Genomic DNA, 19,541 nt, shown 5'->3' with positions numbered 1-19,541 from the left:
GCCCCGGAGGCCAAATCGAACCCTCCGATACCACCCCTGAGCTGCACGAACAGGCGGTCGCGCCGGTTCGCGGCCCGGATCAGCCGACCGGGACGACCGGGTTGCTGAGCTCACCGATGCCCTCGATCCGGACGGTGACCGTATCCCCCGCCACGAGCGGGCTAACCCCCGCCGGCGTGCCGGTCAGCACGACGTCGCCGGGGAGCAGCGTCATGACGTGGGAGACGTACGACACCAGGGCCGGCACGTCGAAGACCATGTCCTGGGTACGGCCGAGCTGGCGCACCTCCATCTCCTCCGGATCGCGGCCCACCTCGCAGCGGACCTCCAGATCGGTGACGTCGAGCCCGGTGGTGATCCAGGGCCCGATCGGGCAGAACGAGTCGAAGCCCTTGGCGCGGGTCCACTGGCCGTCGGCGCGCTGGAGATCCCGCGCGGTCACGTCGTTGGCGCAGGTGTAACCGAAGATGGCCCGCTCGGCGGCGGCCCGGTCGGCCCGCCGCGCCCCCGGGGCGCCGATCACCACGGCCAGTTCGGCCTCGTGCTCGACCTGCCGACTGAAGATCGGCAGCCGGATCGCGTCGCGCGGCCCGATCACCGACGTGGAAGGTTTCAGGAACAGCAGCGGCTCCTTCGGCACCTCGCTGCCGTGTTCGGCGGCGTGCTCGGCGTAGTTGCGGCCGACGCAGACGACCTTGCTGGGCAGGATCGGCGAGAGCAGCCGGACGTCGGACAGGGCCCACCGGGCCCCGCTGAAGGTGACCTGGCCGAACGGGTGGCCGTCGATCTCGGCGACGGTGAGGCCCGAGGGGCCCGCCTCCGGCTCACCCTCGACGACCCCGAACGACATTCCCTTGGCATGAGCGAAACGAGCGATACGCACGCAGCCAATCTAACCGCGCGTTCCGCCGCGGCACCCTACCCGGCCCGCGTGCCGCCCGGGCCGGGTTCGACACTTCGTACCCGCCCGGCTCGGCCCCGCACCTAGCGTCGGCGACGGAGGTTCGTTCGCATGCCTGCATCGACACGACACCACAGGGCCCTCGCGGTGTTCGTACACTGCGTCGGCCTGCTCAGCGCCCTACCGCTCCTGCCGGCGGCGGCCCCGGACCTGGGGACCACGCCCCACCCGGCGGCGGCGCCCGCGCCCGAACCGGCGACGCCGTCGGCACCACCGGCGGTGCCGGTCCCGCCGAAGGAGGCGACCACCACCAAACCCTCACCGGTCACGGTGGCTGTCGCACCGGAGGGCACACCCGCACCGCGCTACCGGATCGAGGTGCGCAACGACGGCGGTTCACCCGTGACCGCCACGGTCAGGCAGGAGCTGCCGCCGGGTGCCATGGCCACGGCGATCACCGACGGTGGGCGGGAGACCTCGGCGGGAACGTCGGGGGCCAGCGAGGTGACCTGGCGGTTGACGTTGGCACCACGCAGCACCACGACCCTGGCCACGGCGATCAGCACCACCGCGCCGGACGAGCCACTGACGGCGCCGGCCTGCGCGTACTCCGCTGACGGCCAGCAGCCGCTGGACTGCGCCACCGCCACCTGGTCGGCGGCGACCCCGGCGCGGGACGACGCGCCGGCTCCGGTGTGGCGTCGCGCGCCGGTGCTGCTCGGCGGATCGGCGGCCGTGCTGGTGGTGGCGGGCGGCGCGCTCTGGTCCCGGCGCCGTCGGCGTCGGCCGGTCGCCGCCGCGCTGGCCGCCGGCGGGCCGGGGACGGTCTACCCGCGGCCGGAGAACGCTCGGCCGCCCCGGCGACGCAGCCCGTCGGTGTGGCTGGTCGTGCCGGTGGCCGCCAGCGTGCTGGCGGGCACGGTCGGCGCGGCCACCTGGGCGGCCACCCGTCAGGTTGCCGGCGTCGGCCCCGAAGCCCAGCCCACCAGCGGTGCGTGGCAGGGCACCGGCGTCTCCGGTGCGGTCGGTGTGCCGCTGCGCGAGGCGGCGTTCGAGTTCACCGTCTACCGGATCGCCTGCGAGCCGGGCGACTCGGCGCGGCAGTGTCAGGCCACGGTCGGGGTCCGCAACGTCAGCCCGGAGCGGCAGACCTGGCACGGGAAGCTGCAACGGGTGTACCTGCCGGACGGCACCTGGGTGAGCACCGACGAGCAGGCCACCCGGGCGGCCAACCAGGGGCAGGACGTGTTCGCCGCGCCCCTGGCGGCCGGCAGCCGACTGGTGTTGCCGCTGGTGTTCACGGTCGACGGGCAGCCGGAGCAGGTGGAGCTGCGCAGCGGGGTGTTCTCCGCCGGGGTGCGGGTCGACGTGCCCTGAGGCGGGCCGGGCGGCGGTCGTACCCTTGGCTGGTGACCGCCGCCCTCGCCGCCGTGCTCGACGCGACGGCCTGGCGTGCCCGGCGGCGGGCCCACGAGGAGCGGGTCGACACCTGGTTGGCACCGCACCTGGCCCGCCGGCGGCGGGGCGAGCGGCATCCGGTGGAGGACTTCCTCTTCACCTACTACTCGTTCCGCCCGGCGCAGCTGCGCCGCTGGCATCCGGGTGCGGGGGTGGTGCTGCGCGACGCGGACCCGGCGGAGTGGGGCCGGGACTACCGGGTCGGCCCCGCCGGGGTCACCGTCGACAGGGCGGCGGTACGCGCGCGACGCGGCGAGTCGGTCGACTGGATCCGGTCGCTGCTGGCGGCGACCGCGGGTCGGCCGGCACAGCTGGGCTGCTTCGGGATGCACGAGTGGGCCATGGTCTACCGGCAGACCCAGGAGGAGATCCGGCACAACGCCTGGCCGCTGCGGCTGTCACCCGAGGACACCGCGGCGGTGGTCGAGGAGCGGGGCGTGCGGTGCAGCCACTTCGACGCGTACCGGTTCTTCACCGCGCCGGCCCGGCCCCTGAACGTGCTCAACCCCACGCGCGACACGCAGCACGCCCTGGAGCAGCCGGGCTGCCTGCACGCGAACATGGATCTCTACAAGTGGTCGTACAAGTTGTCGCCGCTGGTGCCGTCGGAGCTGGTGGCGGACTGTTTCGCGCTGGCCCGGGAGATCCGCACGCTGGACATGCGGGCCTCGCCCTACGACCTGGCCGCGCTGGGCTACCCGCCCGTGCGGGTGGAGACCGTGGCGGGCCGGCACGAGTACGCGCAGGCGCAACGGTCGTTCGCGCAGCGGGCCGCGGTGCTGCGGTCGCGACTGCTCGCGGCCCTGGACGGCTGACGCCGGCCCCCTGCGACCCTGTCCACCCACCGTCGCGCAGCTCGGCCTGCGGGTCATTCGCCGTCGACGCGGCGGTCGCGCTTGCGCTGGGCCTGACGCTTCTTCTCGGCGAGCCGCCGTTCCTTGGCACCCCGCGAGGGGCGGGTGGGCCGCCGGGGTGGCGGTGGCGGGGCGACCGCCTCGCGCAGCAGGGCGGCCAGCCGCTCCCGGGCGGCCTCCCGGTTGGCGAGCTGGGTCCGGTGTTCGCTGGCGGCGATGGTCAGCACGCCGCCGACGAGCCGGTTCGCCAACCGCGCCAGGGCACGCCCGCGTAGGGCCTCGGGCAGGCTGGACGAGCCCGCGAGGTCGAAGCTGAGCTCCACCCGGGAATCGGCCGTGTTGACCCCCTGCCCGCCGGGGCCGGACGAACGGGAGAACCGTTCCCGCAGTTCGGCGGCGGGAACGATCCACCTGTCGGTCACCCGCACGCCGTCGTCCATGCCCCGAGGCTAGCGCCCGGCCGGCTTCCCGGGGTGGCCGGTCGGCCGGCTCCCCGCCGATGGCCGGTCGGCCGGACGCCACCCGACGGAAGGAGACGCTCGCCGGTCAGCCTCCCTTCCCGATGATCGTGTCGGCCGTCTGCTGCACCTGTTCGATGGGGATGGCGAAGCCGATGCCGATCGAGCCGTTGCCGTCGATGGTGGCGATCGCCGTGTTCACGCCGACCACCTCGCCCCGCGCGTTGACCAGCGGCCCGCCGGAGTTGCCCGGGTTGATCGAGGCGTCGGTCTGCACGGCGCGGTGCCGGTTGTCGCCGAGTCGCACCTGCCGGTCGAGGGCGCTGACGATGCCGGCGGTGACCGTGCCGGGCAGTCCGAGCGGGGACCCGACCGCCAGCACCGGTTCGCCCACCCGGGTGGCGTTCGGCTTGGCCAGCGGCAGCGCCGCGAGCCCGGCCGACGGCGGCACCTTCAGCACGGCCAGGTCGCTGCGCGGCTCCCGGCCCACCACCTCGGCGGCGAACCGACGGCCGTCGGGCAGTTCGACGGTGACCCGGTCACCCCGCCCCCGGGCCAGGATGTGGTCGTTGGTGATGATGTGCTGCTCGTCGTCGACGGCGAATCCCGACCCGGTGGCCGACCTGCCACCGGCGCCACCGACCAGCACCGACACCACCCCGGGCACGGTCCTGCCGGCGGCGGTGACCAGCTCCGCCGGCACCGGTGCCGCCGAGGCCGCCGCCGGGCCGGGCTCGGCGTCACGGCCGGCCACCCAACCGCCGGCGACCGCTCCCGACCCGGTCGACATCGCCACCACCGCCAGCCCGGCCAGCAGGGTGCGCTTCCACCGGCCGCCGCCCGGGTCCCGGCCGGAGCCGGGGCCGTCCCACGGATCCCACCCGTCACGGCCGAGTTCCGGGGAGACGAACCAGGGGCCACGCGGTTCGCCCAGTCCGGTCTGCACTGCCATGCGTACGCTCCTCACGTGTCCGGCCGGTGCCGGCCGTACGGGTCAGGGCAGGCGGGAGAACCAGCGCATCGAGCCGAACGCCGCCCCCAACGCGAACACCAGTCCCAGGCCGATGAACCGGGCCGAGACGTCCTGCCGCACGAGGCGGTAGCCGACCGAGCTGCCGAGGTCGTCGTAGACGGCCCGTAGCTCGTCGCTCGTGCTGGCCTCGTGGAACATGCCGCCGGTCTCCTCGGCGACGGCGCGCAGGGTCTGCCCGTCCACCGGCACCTGGATCGGCCGGCCGCCCCGGTCGACGTAGCCGCCGGGGGTGCCGAAGGAGATGGTGTGCACGGGCACCTCCACGGTGGTCGCCTCGGCCGCCGCTTCGAGCGGGTCCATCCCGGAGGTGTTCGCGCCGTCGGACAGCAGGATGATCCGGGCCGGCGGCGGCGCGGTCGCGGCGTCGGCGTCGAGCGCCTTCACCGCGCCCAGCGAGGTGTTGATGGCCTCGCCGATGGCGGTGCCCTGCACTCCCGTCACGCCCTCCGCCAGCCGGTCGATGCCCTCGTCCAGGGCCTCCCGGTCGGTGCTCGGCGGCACCAGCACCGCCGCGCTGCCGGCGAACGCCACCAGTCCGACGTTGAACTCGTCGGGCAGCCCGTCGACGAACCGGTGGGCGGCGTCCTTCGCGGCGGTGAGCCGGTCCGGTTCGACGTCGCCGGCCAGCATCGAGGTGGACACGTCCACGGCCACCATCACCGTGGCCCGTTCCCTCGGCACCCGGACCTCGTCGGTGGGCCGGGCGAAGCCGACCACCAGCAGCCCCAGCATGGCCAGGAACAGTCCGGCGGGCAGGTGCCGCCGCCAGGTGGGGCGTTGCGGGGCGACCCGGTCGAGCAACCGCAGGTTGGTGAACCGGACGGCGTAGCGGCTGCGGCGGCGCTGCACCAGCAGGTAGGCCACCGCGAGGGCCAGCACGCCGAGCAGCAGCCAGAGCCGGGCCGGGGACTGCCAGATCACGCCACACCTACCGGTGGCGTGCCGGCCCGGGTCGCCGCCAGGCGACGCTGGGCGTGTACGTGGCGCACGATGTCGGCCCCCCAGTCGGAGTCGGTACGCAGTGGCAGGTGGCCCGCCCCGGCCCGGCGCAGCGCCTGGCGTACCTGGTCACGCTGGGCGCTGGCCGCCGCCGCGTACCGCTCGCGCAGCCGGCGGTCGCCGGTCCACACCTCGCGCCGCCGGCCGGTTTCCGGGTCGGTCAGCGTGATCAGGCCGACGTCGGGCAGTTCCAGCTCACGCGGGTCGGTGATCTCGACGGCGAGCACCTGGTGGCGGACGGCCAGTCGGCGCAGCGCCCGCTCCCAGACCGGCGGGTGTCGGGGGTCGTCGGGCAGGCCGTCGAGGAAGTCGGAGACGACCACGACCAGGCCACGCCGGTTGGCGACCCGGGCCAGGGCGGCGAGGGCGTCGGACAGGTCGGGTGGGGCGGCGGGCGCGGCGTGACCGCCACGGCGGGGCGCGGCGCCCGCGTCGTGACCGCCGTGGCGGGGCGCGGCGAGCAGCGTGCGCAACACCCCGAGCAGATGGGTACGCCCCGACAGCGCCGGGAACCGGCGCAGCCCCGCCGGCCCGAGCACCTGCGCGCCGAGGCGGTTGCCGGCCCCGGCGGTGAGGAATCCGACGGCGGCGACGGCGGCGACGGCGAGTTCCCGCTTGTCCAGTTCCGCGGTGCCGTACTCCATGCTCGGGCTGGCGTCGACGAGCAGCCAGGTGGTCAGCTCCCGGTCGGCGTCGACCTCACGGACGTGCGGCACGGCGGTGCGGGCGGTCACCGCCCAGTCCATCCGGCGCACCTCGTCCTCACCCGGGCGGTACTCCCGGCTGCCCGAAGGTTCGCTGCCAGGGCCGGGCAGCAGGCCACGGTACTGGCCGTGCAGCATGCCGTCGAGGCGACGCGTGACGGTGAGTTCGAGGCGGCGCAGCCGTTGGTCGGGGGTGAGGTCGGCCAGGCCCGGCCCGGCCGGTTGGTTCCGCCGGGTCATGCCGCCGCCAGGTCGCCGACGTGTTCGGGCTGGCTGGTGGCGATCCGGGGTGGCGGCACCGCGTCGACCAGGCGGCGCACCACCGACTCGGCGGTCACCCCGTCGGCGATCGCGTCGAAGGTCAGCACCAGCCGGTGGGCGAGCACGTCCACCGCGAGTTCCCGCACGTCCTCGGGGAGCACGTACTCCCGGCCGCGCAGCAGCGCTCGGGCCCGGGCCGCGGCGACCAGGCCGAGGGTGGCCCGGGGGCTGGCCCCGTACGCCAGCAGCGGGACGATCTCGGGCAGCCCGAACCGTTGCGGGTCGCGGGTGGCGAGGATGAGTCGCACCACGTACTCGGCGATGGCGTGGTGGACGAACACGGCGGCCGCCCGGTCCTGGAGGTCACGTAGTCGGCGTGGGTCGAGCACCCGGCGCGGGGTCGGCCGGTCGGCGCTCATCCGGTAGAGGATGGCCAGTTCGTCGGCGTCGCTCGGGTAGCCCACGACGACCTTCATGAGGAACCGGTCGCGCTGCGCCTCCGGGAGCTGGTAGACCCCCTCGGACTCGATGGGGTTCTGGGTGGCCAGCACCAGGAAGGGTTCCGGCACCCGCCAGCTGCGTCCACCGATGGAGACCTGCCGCTCGGCCATGGCCTCCAGCAGCGCCGACTGCACCTTGGCCGGCGCGCGGTTGATCTCGTCGGCGAGCACGAGGTTCGCCATGATCGGGCCCAGCTCGATGTCGAAGCTCTCCTTCGACGCCCGGTAGATGCGGGTGCCGACGATGTCGGAGGGGACGAGGTCGGGGGTGAACTGGATCCGGGAGAAGGTGCCGCCGACGACGGTGGCGAGGGTGTGCGCGGCGAGGGTCTTGGCCACCCCGGGTACGCCTTCCAGCAGGCAGTGCCCGTCGGCGACCAGGGCGGTGAGCAACCGCTCGACGAGCCGGTCCTGCCCGACGATCACGCGTTTGACCTCGTGCAGGGTCTGTTCCAGCTCGGCCGGGCCCGCCTCGGAGTGGACCGGGGTGGGCGTGCTGGCCAGGGTGTCCGAGATGTCCGTCACGGTGCTTGCTTCCCGGGGCACCCCTCGGACAAACGTCGGAATTACCGACCCTGGGCGGCACAGACGGCACGGCCGGGGCGGTCGACCCCAGAGGGCGTGCGGGGGTCGGATCTGCGTTCCCCTGGCCGTCGTCGACCAAAGCTCCCGCCGCCGCCCCCGAAGCTCCCGCCGCCGTCCCATCGCGCCGCCGCCCCCGAAGCTCCCGCCGCCGTCCCGCCGCGCCGCCGCGCTGGCGCCTGCTCCGGGTGGCAGGACGCCCCACCGGCCCCTGCCGGAAGTGGCAGGGGCCGGCGGCGTCAGGTGGATCAGCTGTGGACGATCAGGTGGAACGGCCGGTCGGCGGGGACGCCGGCCGAGTTGTACGTCTGGATGAACACCGCGGTCGGAGTGAGCAGCCGCGGTGCCACCGACACCTCGCCGGCGGGCGGGATGCAGCAGGAGTCCGCCCGGCCGATGGTGGCGGCGTACACACCGCTGGCGACGTTGACGCCGAACTGCACCTCGTACTGCCCGACGCCGTACTTGATGACGGTGCCCCAGCCACGGGCCTTGGTGCCGTTGGCGTTGACCACCGTGCCGTAGACGTTGTGCAGGTTGGCGCCCACCTCGTCGGCGGCCCGCGCGATCTCTGCCTTGGCGCTGCGCTGGGCCTCGGCCGTGACCGGCGGCTGGGTGCCCCGGGCGCCCGGCTGGACGACCTCGGTCGGGGCCTTCGCCGCAGGCTTGGCGACGGCGACCCCGCCGCCGGCCAGGGCCAGTGCCAGGGCGGCAAGCGTGACGACCGCTGCCTTACGTCGGAGGATTCTGGTCATGACAGGTCTCCCTCGTGTGACCGTGGGGATAGAGCCGACCCGCAATGCGCGGGGCGGATGTTGCCATTCCAGGTGAGGCGACAATGGCGGCCGAAGTCGGAACAACGACTTTCAGTTCGCACCTCTGCGAAGCCGCCGCACCACCGGATCAGACCCACTCTGAGCTGGTATTACTACTCACAGTTGCGGGTTCCGACCAGGTGGAACGTAGCACTGGAAAAATGCGTACGTCAATAGTTGATCACCCATTTTCGGCGCGTCTTCCAACCGACAGGTAATTGTGAAACGCGAAAGTGTGACCATTCACGAACTGCACTGCGGGCGGGCTCCTTCCCCCGAGGTCGGCACCGGCCCCCACGCGAAGCGGGGCTAGCATCCGCCCGTGACCGTCGACCCTGCGCCGTCGCCCGCCCGGAGGAAACCACGGTGGACGGTCGTCGCCTGGCTGCTCGTGACACCCGGTGTGCTGTGGGCACTGGTCCGGTTCTTCGACCTCGATCGGGGACCGCTGGTGCAGGCGCTGGCATTCACGCCCTACGCCTGCGGGGCGAGCCTCGTGCCGCTGCTGCTCGCGGCCGTCCTGCGGCGGCGAGGGCCGGTGCTCGTGGCGGCGCTGACCACAATCGCACTCGCGGCCACGGTGGCACCCCGCGCGCTGCCCTCCCCCGCCCCCGAGGTGGACGGTCCCGCACTGCGGGTGCTCACCGCGAACCTGCTCGCCGGATCGGCCGACCCGGCGTTGCTCGTGGCCCTGGTACGCGCCGAGCGGGTCGACGTGCTGGCGGTGCAGGAACTCACCCCGCAGGCGGCGACCGCTCTGGACGGGCTCGGGCTGGCCGACCTGCTGCCCCACCGCCAGACCCACCCGGTGGAGGGCACCACCGGCTCGGGTCTGTACAGCCGCCACCCGATGACCGACGGCGGGATCCGTCACCTGCGCGGGGCATGGGGCTTCACGCAGGCGTACGCGACGCTCGCCGTTGCGGGGTCGCCCCCGATCAGGGTCGAGTCGGTGCACCCCGCCGCCCCGTACGCGGTGGACCAGGTGGGCCATTGGCGTGCCGACCTTGCCGCGCAGCCTCCGGCCACCCCGCGCGGCCCGCTGAGCATCCTGGCCGGGGACTTCAACGCCACCCTCGACCACTCACCGCTACGCGCTCTCATCGACACCGGATACACGGACGCGGCGGCCGCCGTCGGGGCCGGGCTGGTCGGCACCTGGGGCCCCTACGACGGCGACCTGATCCCGCCGGTGACCATCGACCACGTGCTGGTCGACCGCCGGATCGCGGTTCGCGCGGTCGAGGTGCACGGGCTGGCGCGCAGCGACCATCGTGCCGTGCTGGCCGACCTGCGCCTGCCCGGCCGGTGAGACCACGTGGCGCGGGCAGACCTCGCGGTCGGCCGTGAGCCGGGCAGGCGGCCGCGTCAGACGCGGGCGCGGTCGAGGCCGTAGGTGAGCGCGTCGACCAGGGCGTGCCAGCTGGCCTCCACGACGTTCGGGTGCACGCCGACCGTGGTCCAGTCGCCACCCCGGCCGTCGGCCGTCTCCACCAGCACCCGGGTGACCGCTCCGGTGCCGTGGCTGCCCTCCAGGATGCGCACCTTGTAGTCGGCGAGTTCGAAGTCCCGCAGCTGCGGGTAGTGCCGACCGAGGCCGACCCGCAGCGCCTCGTCGAGGGCGTTGACCGGGCCGTTGCCCTCCGCCGTGGCGATCACGCGCTCCCCGCGTACCCGGATCTTGACCGTGGCCTCGGAGACCACCGCGCCGTCCTCGCGGTGCTCGACCTGCACCCGGTAGGACTCCAGCGCGAACGGTCGCACCGGAGCGGCGTCCGGCAGTTCGGAGCGCACCAGCAGCTCGAACGAGGCGTCGGCGGCCTCGAAGGACCAGCCGCCGGCCTCCAGTTCCTTGACCCGGCTGGTCACCCGCGACAGGGTCTCCGGATGGCCGGCCAGGTCCAGACCCAGCTCGCGGCTCTTGAGCTCGATGCTGGCCCGGCCGGCCATCTCGGTGACGAGGATCCGCATGTCGTTGCCCACCACCGACGGGTCGACGTGGTTGTAGAGCACCGGGTCGACCTTGATCGCACTCGCGTGCAGCCCCGCCTTGTGGGCGAAGGCGGCGGCCCCGACATATGCCTGGTGGGTGTCGGGGGCGATGTTGGCGATCTCGGCGATGGCGTGCGAGACCCGCACCATCTGTTCCAGGCAGCCCTGCGGTAGGACGGGCATCCCGAGCTTGAGCTGGAGGTTGGCGACGACGGCGAAGATGTCGGCGTTGCCGGGCCGTTCGCCGTACCCGTTGGCGGTGCCCTGCACGTGCCGTACGCCGGCCTCGACGGCGGCGATGGTGTTGGCCACCGCGCAGGAGGTGTCGTTCTGGGCGTGCATGCCGAACCGTTCCGGGTTGATGCCGGTACGCGCGACGAGGTCCGCGACGGCCGCCGTGACCTGGGAGGGCAGCATCCCGCCGTTGGTGTCGCAGAGCACGAAGCGTTCGGCGCCGGCCGCGAGCGCGGTCTCGACGACCGAGGCGGTGTACGCGGGGTCGTGCCGGTACCCGTCGAAGAAGTGCTCGCCGTCGACGAAGACCCGCCGGCCCTCGGCGACCAGGTGGGTCACCGTGTCGCGGATCATCGCCAGGTTCTCCTCGGCGGTGGTGCGCAGCGCCCGCTCGACGTGGCGCAGGTCGGCCTTGGCCACCAGCGCCACCGCCGGGGTCTCGGCGTCGAGCAGGCCGCGCACCTGCTGGTCGTCGGTGACCGTGACGCCGGCCCGGCGGGTGGCGCCGAAGGCCACCAGCACCGCGTGCCGCAGGTCGAGTTCGGTGCGGGCCCGGCGGAAGAACTCGGTGTCCTTCGGCACGGCCCCCGGCCAGCCGCCCTCGATGAAGCCGACGCCCAGTTCGTCGAGCAGTCGGGCCACCGCGAGCTTGTCGACCACCGAGTAGCTGAGGCCCTCACGCTGGGCGCCGTCGCGCAAGGTCGTGTCGTAGACCTGGAACGTCATGGGGATCCCTTCATCCGGACCAGCCTGCTACCTGCAACAAAAAGACCCCCCGCGGATGCGGGAGGTCTGCGCGCTCGGCGGAGGGGGGCCGGCGCGCTAGCTGCCAATAATGAGGACGGTGCTGGTCACGCTCGGTACTCTGCCACCCCGGAGCACATGTGGGAGGCAGAATCCACATACCGGGACGACGGCGGATCTGACATCGGATCCCGGCGCGGTGTGTATGACGTGGGAGCCCGGGTAGGAAGTTTCGGGACGACGAAGTACCTACCTCCGAGACGACTACCAAGTCGGGACAGGAGACATCCCATGGACAGGATCGACACAAACGCCACGCACGCCACGCCGGACCCGATGCTGCACGGCGGCCAGGGTGCCTTCGCCGGTGGCGCCCCCGCCGGTTCGTTCGACCCGTGGCGCTACCGCGACGACGCCGGGGTCGCCGACACCGACCTCGTCGGATACAAGGTCGAGGCGACCGACGGTTCGATCGGCAAGATCGACGAGGCGAGCCACGAGGTGAACGCCAGCTACCTCGTCGTGGACACCGGTCCGTGGATCTTCGGCAAGAAGGTCATGCTGCCGGCCGGCACCGTCAACCGCGTCGACCACGACGACAAGAAGGTCTTCGTCGACCGGAGCAAGGACCAGATCAAGGCCGCCCCGGAGTACGACGAGACCGACACCGACCCGGCCTACCGGGACAAGCTCGGTGGCTACTACGGCGACACCTACACGGCGACGCCCCCCGGCACCGCCCGCTGATCATCGGCACGGTTACGGCCTCCCGCGCGACGCGGGAGGCCGTAACCGTGTCTGCGTGGAACCGATCGAGTTGAACCGCAGGATCGCCCTCTCCTCCGCCTTCAACTTCCGCGACGTCGGTGGCTACCGGGGGCACGCCGGTCGCACCGTGCGGTGGGGCCGGCTGTACCGCTCCGACTCGCTGCACCGGATCGGGCCCGACGACCACGAGGCGTTCACCGCCCTCGGCGTCCGCACCGTCATCGACCTGCGCCGGCCACAAGAGGTCGCCCGCGACGGTCGGGTACCCGACCTCGACGGGCTCACCTACCGGCACATCCACCCCGAACACGCCGACTGGGCCGAGAAGCCGTACGCCCCCGGCGCGGACCTCGCCCGCTACCTCGCCGACCGGTACGCCGACCTCGCGCAGACCGGGACGGCCGGGCTGGCGGAGGCGATCGGGCTGATCGCCGACAGCACCGCCGCCCCGGTGGTGGTGCACTGCGTGGCCGGCAAGGACCGCACGGGCATCGTCTGCGCCCTGACCCTGTCGGTGCTGGGCGTGCACGACGACGACATCGTCGCCGACTACGCCCTGAGCACCGAGGCGTCGCAGCGGTTCAGCGCCTGGCTGCGACAGACCCTGCCCGAGGTGCAGGACGTGCCGGCGCCGTTCCTCGCCTCCCCCGCCGAGACGATGCGCCTGTTCCTCGCCGAACTGCGCGAGGGCCACGGCTCCGTGGAGGACTACCTGCGGCACGCCGGGGTCTCGTCGGCTCAGCTCACCGCCCTGCGCACCCACCTGCTCGAATGATCCGACGGCGGGCGGGCCGCCGACTCACGCGGGCGGGCCGCCGACTCACGCGGGCGGGCCGCCGACTCACGCGGGCGGGCCGCCGACTCACAGGACCCGGTGGACCCAGCCGTGCGGGTCGGCGGTCTTGCCGCGCTGCATGTCGACGAGCTGCTGGCGCAGGGCCATGGTGACCTGCCCGGGCTCACCGTCACCGATCGTGAACTCCCCGTCGGGGAAGCGGACCTGCCCGATCGGGGTGACCACGGCGGCGGTGCCGCAGGCGAACACCTCGCGCAGCCGACCGCTGGCCGCGTCGGCCTGCCAGTCGGCGAAGCTCACCGGTCGCTCCTGCACCCGGTGACCGGCCGCCGTGGCCAGGGTGATCACCGACTCACGGGTGATCCCCGGCAGGATCGTGCCGGTCAGCGGCGGGGTGGCGACGGAGCCGTCGTCGTAGACGAAGAAGACGTTCATGCCGCCCAACTCGTCGACCCAGCGGCGCTCCACCGCGTCCAGGAACACCACCTGGTCGCAGCCGTGCTCGATGGCCTCTGCCTGCGCCGCCAGCGAGGCGGCGTAGTTGCCGCCGCACTTCGCCGCCCCCGTACCGCCGGGCGCGGCCCGGGTGAAGTCCGGTGACACCCACACCGTCACCGGCTTGACCCCGCCGGAGAAGTAGGCCCCCACCGGCGAGGCGATCGCCACGTACAGGTACTCGTTGGCGGGGCGCACCCCGAGGAAGACCTCGCTGGCGAACATGAACGGCCGCAGGTAGAGGCTGCCGTCCTCGCCTTCGGGGATCCACGCCCGGTCGATCTCGATGAGCCGGTGCAGCGACTCGACGAACGTCGACTCGGGCAGCGCGGGCATCGCCATCCGCCGGGCGGAGGTGTTGAACCGGGCGGCGTTGGCCTCCGGCCGGAACATGGTGACCCCACCGTCGGCGGTGCGGTACGCCTTCATGCCTTCGAAGATCTCCTGCGCGTAGTGCAGCACCGCGCTGGCCGGGTCCATCGGGATGGGGGCCCGCGCCTCGACCCGGGCGTCGTACCAGCCCTTGCCGTCGGCGTACCTGATGGTCACCATGTGGTCGGTGAAGACCCGGCCGAACCCCGGGTTGGCCAGCAGGGCGGCCCGGTCGGCGGCGGTTACCGGCGCGGGATTCGGACGGATCTCGAATTCGAGCGTGTCACCACCGCTCATCGCGCTGACCTCCCTGGGGGTTGAACGGCGCACGGAACCGCGCGCCGGGGACTGTGAGCCAAAACTTACCCCGAACGGTCGTTCAGCGGGTAGCTCCATCCGGGCGCAGGGGCGTCACGACGGAACCGCCGACGCGTCGACCGGGGAATCCGGGGCAGCCCGCGCAGGCTCGCGCGGCGGGCGCTCAGGAGGCGGCGTACGCCGCGAGCCGGTCGCCGACCTCGACCGTGCGTACCGGTACGCCCGGCGTGCGGGCGGCCAGCTCCGAGCCGACGGCGGCGGTGATCCGGGCCGCCTCCTCGGCGTGCCCGAGCTGGTCGAGCAGCAGCCCCGCCGACAGCACCGCAGCGACCGGGTCGGCCACTCCGCGACCGGCGATGTCCGGCGCGGAGCCGTGCACCGGCTCGAACATCGACGGGTACGCCCCGTCGGGGTTGATGCTGCCGCTGGCGGCGAGTCCGATCCCGCCGGTGACGGCGGCGGCGATGTCGGTGAGGATGTCGCCGAACAGGTTGTCGGTGACGACGACGTCGTACCGCTGCGGCTGGGTGACCAGGAACATGGCCGCGGCGTCGACGTGCTGGTACTCGGTGGTGACGTCGGGGTGCTCGGCGGCGACCGCCTCGAAGGCGCGGGCCCACAGCGAACCGGCGTGGGTGAGCACGTTGGTCTTGTGCACCAGGGTGACCTTGCGGCGCTCGCGGCGACGGGCGCGGGCGAACGCGTCCCGGATCACCCGTTCCACCCCGTGCCGGGTGTTCAGGCTCTCCTCGGTGGCGACCTCGGCCGGGGTGCCCCGGTGCAGCGCGCCGCCGGCACCCGCGTACAGGCCCTCGGTGCCCTCCCGGACCACGACCAGGTCGACCTCGCCGGGCTTGACGGCCGCCAGCGGACCGGCCACGCCGGGCCACAGTCGCGACGGCCGGAGGTTCACGTACTGGTCGAAGGCGAAGCGCAGCTTGAGCAGCAGCCCGCGCTCCAGCACCCCGGGCGGGACCGTGGGGTCGCCGACGGCACCGAGCAGGATGGCGTCGTGGCCGGCCAGTTCCTCCAGCACCGACTCGGGCAGCACCTCGCCCGTGCGGTGGTAGCGCGCGGCGCCCAGGTCGTATTCGGTGGCCTCGACTCCGGGGAGCACGGCGTCGACGACCTTGCGGGCCTGCGCGACCACCTCGGGTCCGATCCCGTCCCCGGCCACCACCGCGATCCGTGCCACCGTCAGCTCCTTCGCTCCACCGTCCGGTCGACGGTACGCCGACGTCCCGCCTCCCGGTACGAATCGTCCACATCTCGGGACCTCCCGATGCACAGCAACTACCCAGGCGGCATTCACGAAGTGGTCATCTCCGTCGAATAGCGTGGAACGCGCCGGGCCAGGTGGCCCGACGCGACGCCGCAGCGCGGCAGCGTCGACGAGGGAGCGGGTGCCATGCGGACCGACGAGCAGCCACGGACACGCTGGGTGGACACCTCGGCCTTCCGCCGGCCGGACCTGCGGCTCGGCCGGCTGGGGCACCGCGCCGACCCGTCAGGCACCGTCCCCGGCGACCGGATCGCGGTGCGGCACTCGGTGCGCACCTCCACCGCCGGCTACACGCTGCTGCTGAACGCCCCGACACGGCTGGGCCGGCGAGGCGTCGTCGAGGCGCTGCGCGACGCCGTCGCCGAACTGCGGGCCGTCGATCTCACCTACGGTCCCAGCCGACCGGAGAGCCTGGTGTCCCGGCTGCGCCGGAACGAGATCAGTCCCGAGTCGTACCCACCGCTGGCCGACCTGGTCGACCGCTGCGCCGCCATGCGGGCCGCCACCGACGGTTGGTTCGACGCCTGGGCCGTGCCCGGCGGCTTCGACCCCGGCGGCCTGCTCGGCGGGTGGGCGGTGGAGCGGGCCGCGGCCCGGTTGCGCGCCGCCGGCATCCACGACTACGCGGTGGTCGCGGGCGCCGACCTGGTGGTACGCGGCCACGCCGCGCACGGCGGCCCGTGGCGCGTCGCGGTGCACCACCCCACCGACCGGCGTCGGACCCCGACGGTGCTGGAGATGACGGCCGGCGCCGTGGGCACCTCCGGCGTGTCGGGGCGGCAGGGGCACGTGGTGGATCCGCACACCGGCGAGCCGGCCGACCAGTTCGTCGCCGCCACCGTGGTGGGCCCCGACCTGGCCGTGGCCGACGCCTACGCCACCGCGCTCTACGCGGCCGGCCCGGCCGGGCTGGCCTGGTTCCGGGGGAACTCCCCCTACCGGTCTCTGCTCGCCCACCAGCGCTGAGGATTCGGCGGCCGGCTGGCAGCGACGCACCGGAAATCCGGCCGGCTGACCGCGACTCACCGGACCCCCGGCCGGTCCCGGCGCGAGCCACGAGGTGTCGCGGCGGGGAAGATCGGCGCGGACATCGCTGCCGGCACCACCCAGGTTGCCGGGCACGGCGCAGTTGAGGCCCGAGGTGACCGGGGTTGAGGCGACGCGGGGTGAGGCGGACCGCGACCGGCCCCCAGGGTGAGGCAGACCGCGATCGACCCCCACGGCCGCGGCAACGGCCGTGGGGGCCGGTCAGCGACGAGTGCGCGTGGCTCGCGCAATCGAGGGGTGCGGGCCGGTCGGCCGGACGTCGACCGCGCCACCCGAAGACGGGCCGGCGCCACGAGCTCAGCCAGTAACCGCACCGGTACGCTATCCGTTCGGCGCGATTCGCGGCAAGAGCCTCCACAGCGGACCGTGCGGACGACGGTGGTGTCAGCCGGACGGCTGGCCTGCGACGGGTCGACTTCGACATCACGAACGACGGATGGCACGCTGTCCGCCGTGAGTTTCGATCTCAGCGTATGGGCCCTGGCAGACGGGGCGACGCCCGAGGACGTCCGGACGGCCGTGCGGGGATGCCGGGAGGGACGGCATCCGGAGCGGCAGCCGGACCCCCGGGTGGTCGGCTTCTACCGGGCGATCACCGCCAGTTATCCCGACCGGGCGACCGGGCCGGGTTCGCCGTGGGCGGTGCTCCCGTTGCACGCCGCGTCCGACCACGTCGAACTGAACCTCGACCCGGCCTGCCCCGACCAGGTCCTGCTCGACATCGAGCGGCTGGCCGCCGAGCACGCCCTGATGCTCTTCGACGCGCAGGACGGCTCGGTCTACCCGCCGCCGGCCCGGATGCCCGGCTGACGGTCGGGCGGCACCGCCGGGCTGCGGACGAGCGGCACCGCCGGGCTGCGCACGGGTGCGGTGACGACCCTGCCCGAGCCGCCCGCCATCCCGGCCGGGGTGCGGGCAGCGGGGCGGGGAGACCAGCGGCGGACCGAGCCCGCGACGGCGGAGGGGCCCGCCGTGTCCGGCCGGGCCCCTCCGTTCGTCGCGCGTCGACTACTCGTCGCGCAGGTCGGCGGCGCTGGCCGCCGTCGCGCCGATCGAGTCGGCCGCCGAGGTGAGCAGCTCGGCACCGAGCGCCTGGTCGACGGTGAGGGTCATCAGCGTCTCGCCGCCGGCCTCCCGACGGGCCACCTGCATCGCGGCGATGTTGATGCCGGCCTCGCCGAGCAGGGTGCCGACGGTGCCGACCACGCCGGGCCGGTCGGCGTAGCGGAGGAAGAGCAGGATGCCCTCCGCGCCGATCTCCACGTCGAAGCCGTCCACCTCGGTCAGCTTGATGACGTCCCGACCGGGGCCCGTGGTGGTGACGGTGCCCGAGACGCTGACCGTACGACCGTCGGGCAGCGCACCCCGGACGGTGACCAGGACCGGGTGGTCGGTGGTCTCGGCCTGGGTGGCCAGCGACACCTCGACACCGCGCTCGGCGGCCAGGTGCGGCGCGTTGACGTAGGTCACCTGCTCCTCGACCACCGAGCTGAACAGCCCCTTGGTCGCGGCGAGCTTGAGCACGGTCACGTCGTGGTCGACGATCTCACCACACACCTCGACGGTGACGCTGGCGGCCACCCCACCGGCGACGGCGGTGAAGGCCCGACCCAACTTCTCGGCCAACGGCAGCAGCGGGCGGACGTCCTCGGCGACCACGCCGCCGGCCTGCACATTGACCGCGTCCGGTACGAACTCGCCCTGCAACGCCAGCTTGACGCTCTTGGCGACGGCCAGACCCGCCTTGTCCTGCGCCTCGGCGGTGGACGCGCCCAGGTGCGGGGTGGCCACCACGTTGTCGAACGCGAACAGCGGCGAGGAGGTGCACGGCTCCTTGGCGTAGACGTCCACGCCCGCCCCGGCGACCCGGCCCTCGGCGATGGCGTCGGCCAGGGCCTGCTCGTCGATCAGGCCGCCCCGGGCGGCGTTGACGATCCGAACGCCCGGCTTGACCAGGGCGAGTTCCTTCTCACCGATCAGGCCGACCGTCTCGGGGGTCTTCGGCAGGTGGATCGAGATGAAGTCGCTCTCCCGCAGCAACTCCTCCAGACCGACCAGACGCACTCCGAGCTGGGCGGCGCGGGCCGGCTGGATGTAGGGGTCGTACGCGATCAGCCGGGTGCCGAAGGCGGCGATGCGCTGCGCGAACAGCACGCCGATACGGCCGAGGCCGACCACTCCGACGGTCTTGCCCTGGATCTCCACGCCGGTGTACTTCGACCGCTTCCACTCCCCCGCCTTGAGCGCGGCGCTGGCGCTGGCGGTGTTGCGGGCCACCGCGAGCAGCAGCGCGACCGCCTGCTCGGCGGCGGAGACGATGTTGGAGGTCGGGGCGTTGACGACCATGACGCCCCGCGCGGTGGCGGCCGGCACCTCGACGTTGTCCAGCCCCACACCGGCCCGGGCGACGACCTTCAGTCGGGGCGCGGCGGCGATCGCCTCGGCGTCGATCTGGGTCGCGCTGCGCACGAGCACGGCGTCGGCCTCGGACAGCGCCGAGAGCAGGGCCGGGCGGTCGGTGCCGTCGACGTGACGGACGTCGAAGTCGTGGGCGAGCACCTCGATGGCGGCGGGAGCGAGTTCTTCGGCGATCAGTACGACAGGAGTCATTGGTCCTCGTAGATGTCGTCAGAGCGGTCGGCCGGGGCTGCGGGGCGCTGCGCTGCGCCCGGCGCTGGTCCGGGCCATGGCCGTCAGGTGCCGGCTGCACACCTACCCGCGATCGTAGGGGGCCGGCCCGCCGGCAGGTCCGCGCTTGCGGGGTGAGTGCCCTCACAAACCGCATGTGACGTGCGAGTTAACGATCGTTAGCCAGCAGGCGCGGCAGGTCGCGGCGCCCCGCCCCCGGCCCCACCGCCGACGGTCACCGCCCGACATCCACTCCGAGGGGGCATGGATGCCAGGCACCCCGGGGCGGCGCTGGGGAGA

General features: G+C 73.6%; 18 protein-coding genes. 7 read left to right on the top strand and 11 right to left on the bottom strand.

Annotated elements, in window-relative coordinates; translation table 11 throughout:
* Nucleotides 1-79: 79 nt before the first annotated feature.
* Nucleotides 80-883: a fumarylacetoacetate hydrolase family protein gene (locus tag GA0070616_RS19470; protein WP_091084909.1), complete on the bottom strand. Its 804-nt coding sequence runs from the start codon at nt 881-883 to the stop codon at nt 80-82.
* A 129-nt stretch (nt 884-1,012) separates the two neighbouring features.
* Between GA0070616_RS19470 and GA0070616_RS19465 the strand changes: the two genes are divergently transcribed.
* The gene (locus GA0070616_RS19465; protein ID WP_091084904.1) at nt 1,013-2,278 is read left to right on the top strand and encodes a hypothetical protein; all 1,266 of its coding nucleotides are present in this window, start codon (nt 1,013-1,015) and stop codon (nt 2,276-2,278) included.
* A gap of 32 nt (nt 2,279-2,310) precedes the next feature.
* Complete coding sequence (locus tag GA0070616_RS19460) at nt 2,311-3,174, top strand: 3-methyladenine DNA glycosylase (protein ID WP_091084900.1); 864 nt, start codon at nt 2,311-2,313, stop codon at nt 3,172-3,174.
* A 53-nt stretch (nt 3,175-3,227) separates the two neighbouring features.
* Here GA0070616_RS19460 and arfB read toward each other — a convergent pair whose 3' ends face one another.
* The 6 genes from arfB to GA0070616_RS19430 form a co-directional block, all read right to left on the bottom strand.
* Nucleotides 3,228-3,653, bottom strand: a complete 426-nt coding sequence (gene arfB, locus GA0070616_RS19455) for an alternative ribosome rescue aminoacyl-tRNA hydrolase ArfB (protein WP_091084897.1) — start codon at nt 3,651-3,653, stop codon at nt 3,228-3,230.
* Between the two features lie 106 nt (nt 3,654-3,759).
* Entirely contained in the window at nt 3,760-4,623 is an 864-nt protein-coding gene (locus tag GA0070616_RS19450) for a S1C family serine protease (protein WP_091084895.1), read from the bottom strand.
* 42 nt (nt 4,624-4,665) lie between these two features.
* A complete protein-coding gene (locus tag GA0070616_RS19445) occupies nt 4,666-5,625 on the bottom strand; it encodes a VWA domain-containing protein (RefSeq protein WP_091084888.1) in 960 nt (319 codons plus the stop codon).
* Nucleotides 5,622-6,647 carry a DUF58 domain-containing protein gene (locus GA0070616_RS19440; protein WP_091084883.1) on the bottom strand — a complete coding sequence of 342 codons (1,026 nt, stop codon included), beginning with the start codon at nt 6,645-6,647 and terminating at the stop codon, nt 5,622-5,624. The genes GA0070616_RS19445 and GA0070616_RS19440 overlap by 4 nt, the downstream gene beginning before the upstream one ends.
* On the bottom strand, nt 6,644-7,693 hold the full coding sequence (locus GA0070616_RS19435) for an AAA family ATPase (RefSeq protein ID WP_091084881.1): 1,050 nt from the start codon (nt 7,691-7,693) through the stop codon (nt 6,644-6,646). Before GA0070616_RS19435 ends, GA0070616_RS19440 begins: the two co-directional genes overlap by 4 nt.
* Before the next feature lie 305 nt (nt 7,694-7,998).
* Entirely contained in the window at nt 7,999-8,505 is a 507-nt protein-coding gene (locus tag GA0070616_RS19430) for a hypothetical protein (RefSeq protein ID WP_091084878.1), read from the bottom strand.
* A 382-nt stretch (nt 8,506-8,887) separates the two neighbouring features.
* Here GA0070616_RS19430 and GA0070616_RS19425 point away from each other — a divergent pair, with 382 nt between their 5' ends.
* A complete protein-coding gene (locus GA0070616_RS19425) occupies nt 8,888-9,877 on the top strand; it encodes an endonuclease/exonuclease/phosphatase family protein (RefSeq protein WP_245712833.1) in 990 nt (329 codons plus the stop codon).
* Nucleotides 9,878-9,933: 56 nt separating this feature from the next.
* Here GA0070616_RS19425 and cimA read toward each other — a convergent pair whose 3' ends face one another.
* Nucleotides 9,934-11,517: a citramalate synthase gene (gene cimA / locus GA0070616_RS19420; protein ID WP_091084874.1), complete on the bottom strand. Its 1,584-nt coding sequence runs from the start codon at nt 11,515-11,517 to the stop codon at nt 9,934-9,936.
* Nucleotides 11,518-11,871: 354 nt separating this feature from the next.
* Between cimA and GA0070616_RS19415 the strand changes: the two genes are divergently transcribed.
* On the top strand, nt 11,872-12,282 hold the full coding sequence (locus GA0070616_RS19415) for a PRC-barrel domain-containing protein (protein ID WP_245712998.1): 411 nt from the start codon (nt 11,872-11,874) through the stop codon (nt 12,280-12,282).
* A 55-nt stretch (nt 12,283-12,337) separates the two neighbouring features.
* A complete protein-coding gene (locus tag GA0070616_RS19410; protein ID WP_091084864.1) occupies nt 12,338-13,078 on the top strand; it encodes a tyrosine-protein phosphatase in 741 nt (246 codons plus the stop codon).
* Between the two features lie 87 nt (nt 13,079-13,165).
* Here GA0070616_RS19410 and GA0070616_RS19405 read toward each other — a convergent pair whose 3' ends face one another.
* Both GA0070616_RS19405 and GA0070616_RS19400 read right to left on the bottom strand, forming a co-directional pair.
* Nucleotides 13,166-14,263, bottom strand: a complete 1,098-nt coding sequence (locus GA0070616_RS19405; protein WP_091084859.1) for a branched-chain amino acid aminotransferase — start codon at nt 14,261-14,263, stop codon at nt 13,166-13,168.
* Nucleotides 14,264-14,447: 184 nt separating this feature from the next.
* Complete coding sequence (locus GA0070616_RS19400) at nt 14,448-15,479, bottom strand: 3-isopropylmalate dehydrogenase (RefSeq protein ID WP_091084854.1); 1,032 nt, start codon at nt 15,477-15,479, stop codon at nt 14,448-14,450.
* Between the two features lie 213 nt (nt 15,480-15,692).
* Here GA0070616_RS19400 and GA0070616_RS19395 point away from each other — a divergent pair, with 213 nt between their 5' ends.
* Nucleotides 15,693-16,532 (top strand): FAD:protein FMN transferase, encoded by an 840-nt coding sequence (locus GA0070616_RS19395; RefSeq protein WP_091084849.1) that lies wholly within the window; start codon nt 15,693-15,695, stop codon nt 16,530-16,532.
* A gap of 534 nt (nt 16,533-17,066) precedes the next feature.
* Nucleotides 17,067-17,423: a hypothetical protein gene (locus tag GA0070616_RS19390; protein ID WP_091084846.1), complete on the top strand. Its 357-nt coding sequence runs from the start codon at nt 17,067-17,069 to the stop codon at nt 17,421-17,423.
* A 198-nt stretch (nt 17,424-17,621) separates the two neighbouring features.
* Here GA0070616_RS19390 and serA read toward each other — a convergent pair whose 3' ends face one another.
* Nucleotides 17,622-19,223, bottom strand: a complete 1,602-nt coding sequence (serA, locus tag GA0070616_RS19385) for a phosphoglycerate dehydrogenase (RefSeq protein WP_091084841.1) — start codon at nt 19,221-19,223, stop codon at nt 17,622-17,624.
* Nucleotides 19,224-19,541 lie beyond the last annotated feature (318 nt).

Source organism: Micromonospora nigra (genome assembly GCF_900091585.1).
In the GTDB taxonomy this organism is placed as follows: Bacteria; Actinomycetota; Actinomycetes; order Mycobacteriales; family Micromonosporaceae; genus Micromonospora; species Micromonospora nigra.
The sequence above is the reverse complement of the archived record's forward strand: the minus strand, read 5'-3'. Positions and strand labels throughout refer to the sequence as shown.

Bases quoted from the DNA above. Each gene is read 5' to 3' on its own strand.
- GA0070616_RS19465 (WP_091084904.1), top strand. From the start codon at position 1,013: ATGCCTGCATCGACACGACACCACAGGGCCCTCGCGGTGTTCGTACAC.
- GA0070616_RS19415 (WP_245712998.1), top strand. From the start codon at position 11,872: ATGCTGCACGGCGGCCAGGGTGCCTTCGCCGGTGGCGCCCCCGCCGGT.
- GA0070616_RS19405 (WP_091084859.1), bottom strand. From the start codon at position 14,263: ATGAGCGGTGGTGACACGCTCGAATTCGAGATCCGTCCGAATCCCGCG.
- GA0070616_RS19395 (WP_091084849.1), top strand. From the start codon at position 15,693: ATGCGGACCGACGAGCAGCCACGGACACGCTGGGTGGACACCTCGGCC.
- GA0070616_RS19450 (WP_091084895.1), bottom strand. From the start codon at position 4,623: ATGGCAGTGCAGACCGGACTGGGCGAACCGCGTGGCCCCTGGTTCGTC.
- arfB (WP_091084897.1), bottom strand. From the start codon at position 3,653: ATGGACGACGGCGTGCGGGTGACCGACAGGTGGATCGTTCCCGCCGCC.
- cimA (WP_091084874.1), bottom strand. From the start codon at position 11,517: ATGACGTTCCAGGTCTACGACACGACCTTGCGCGACGGCGCCCAGCGT.
- GA0070616_RS19440 (WP_091084883.1), bottom strand. From the start codon at position 6,647: ATGACCCGGCGGAACCAACCGGCCGGGCCGGGCCTGGCCGACCTCACC.
- GA0070616_RS19430 (WP_091084878.1), bottom strand. From the start codon at position 8,505: ATGACCAGAATCCTCCGACGTAAGGCAGCGGTCGTCACGCTTGCCGCC.
- serA (WP_091084841.1), bottom strand. From the start codon at position 19,223: ATGACTCCTGTCGTACTGATCGCCGAAGAACTCGCTCCCGCCGCCATC.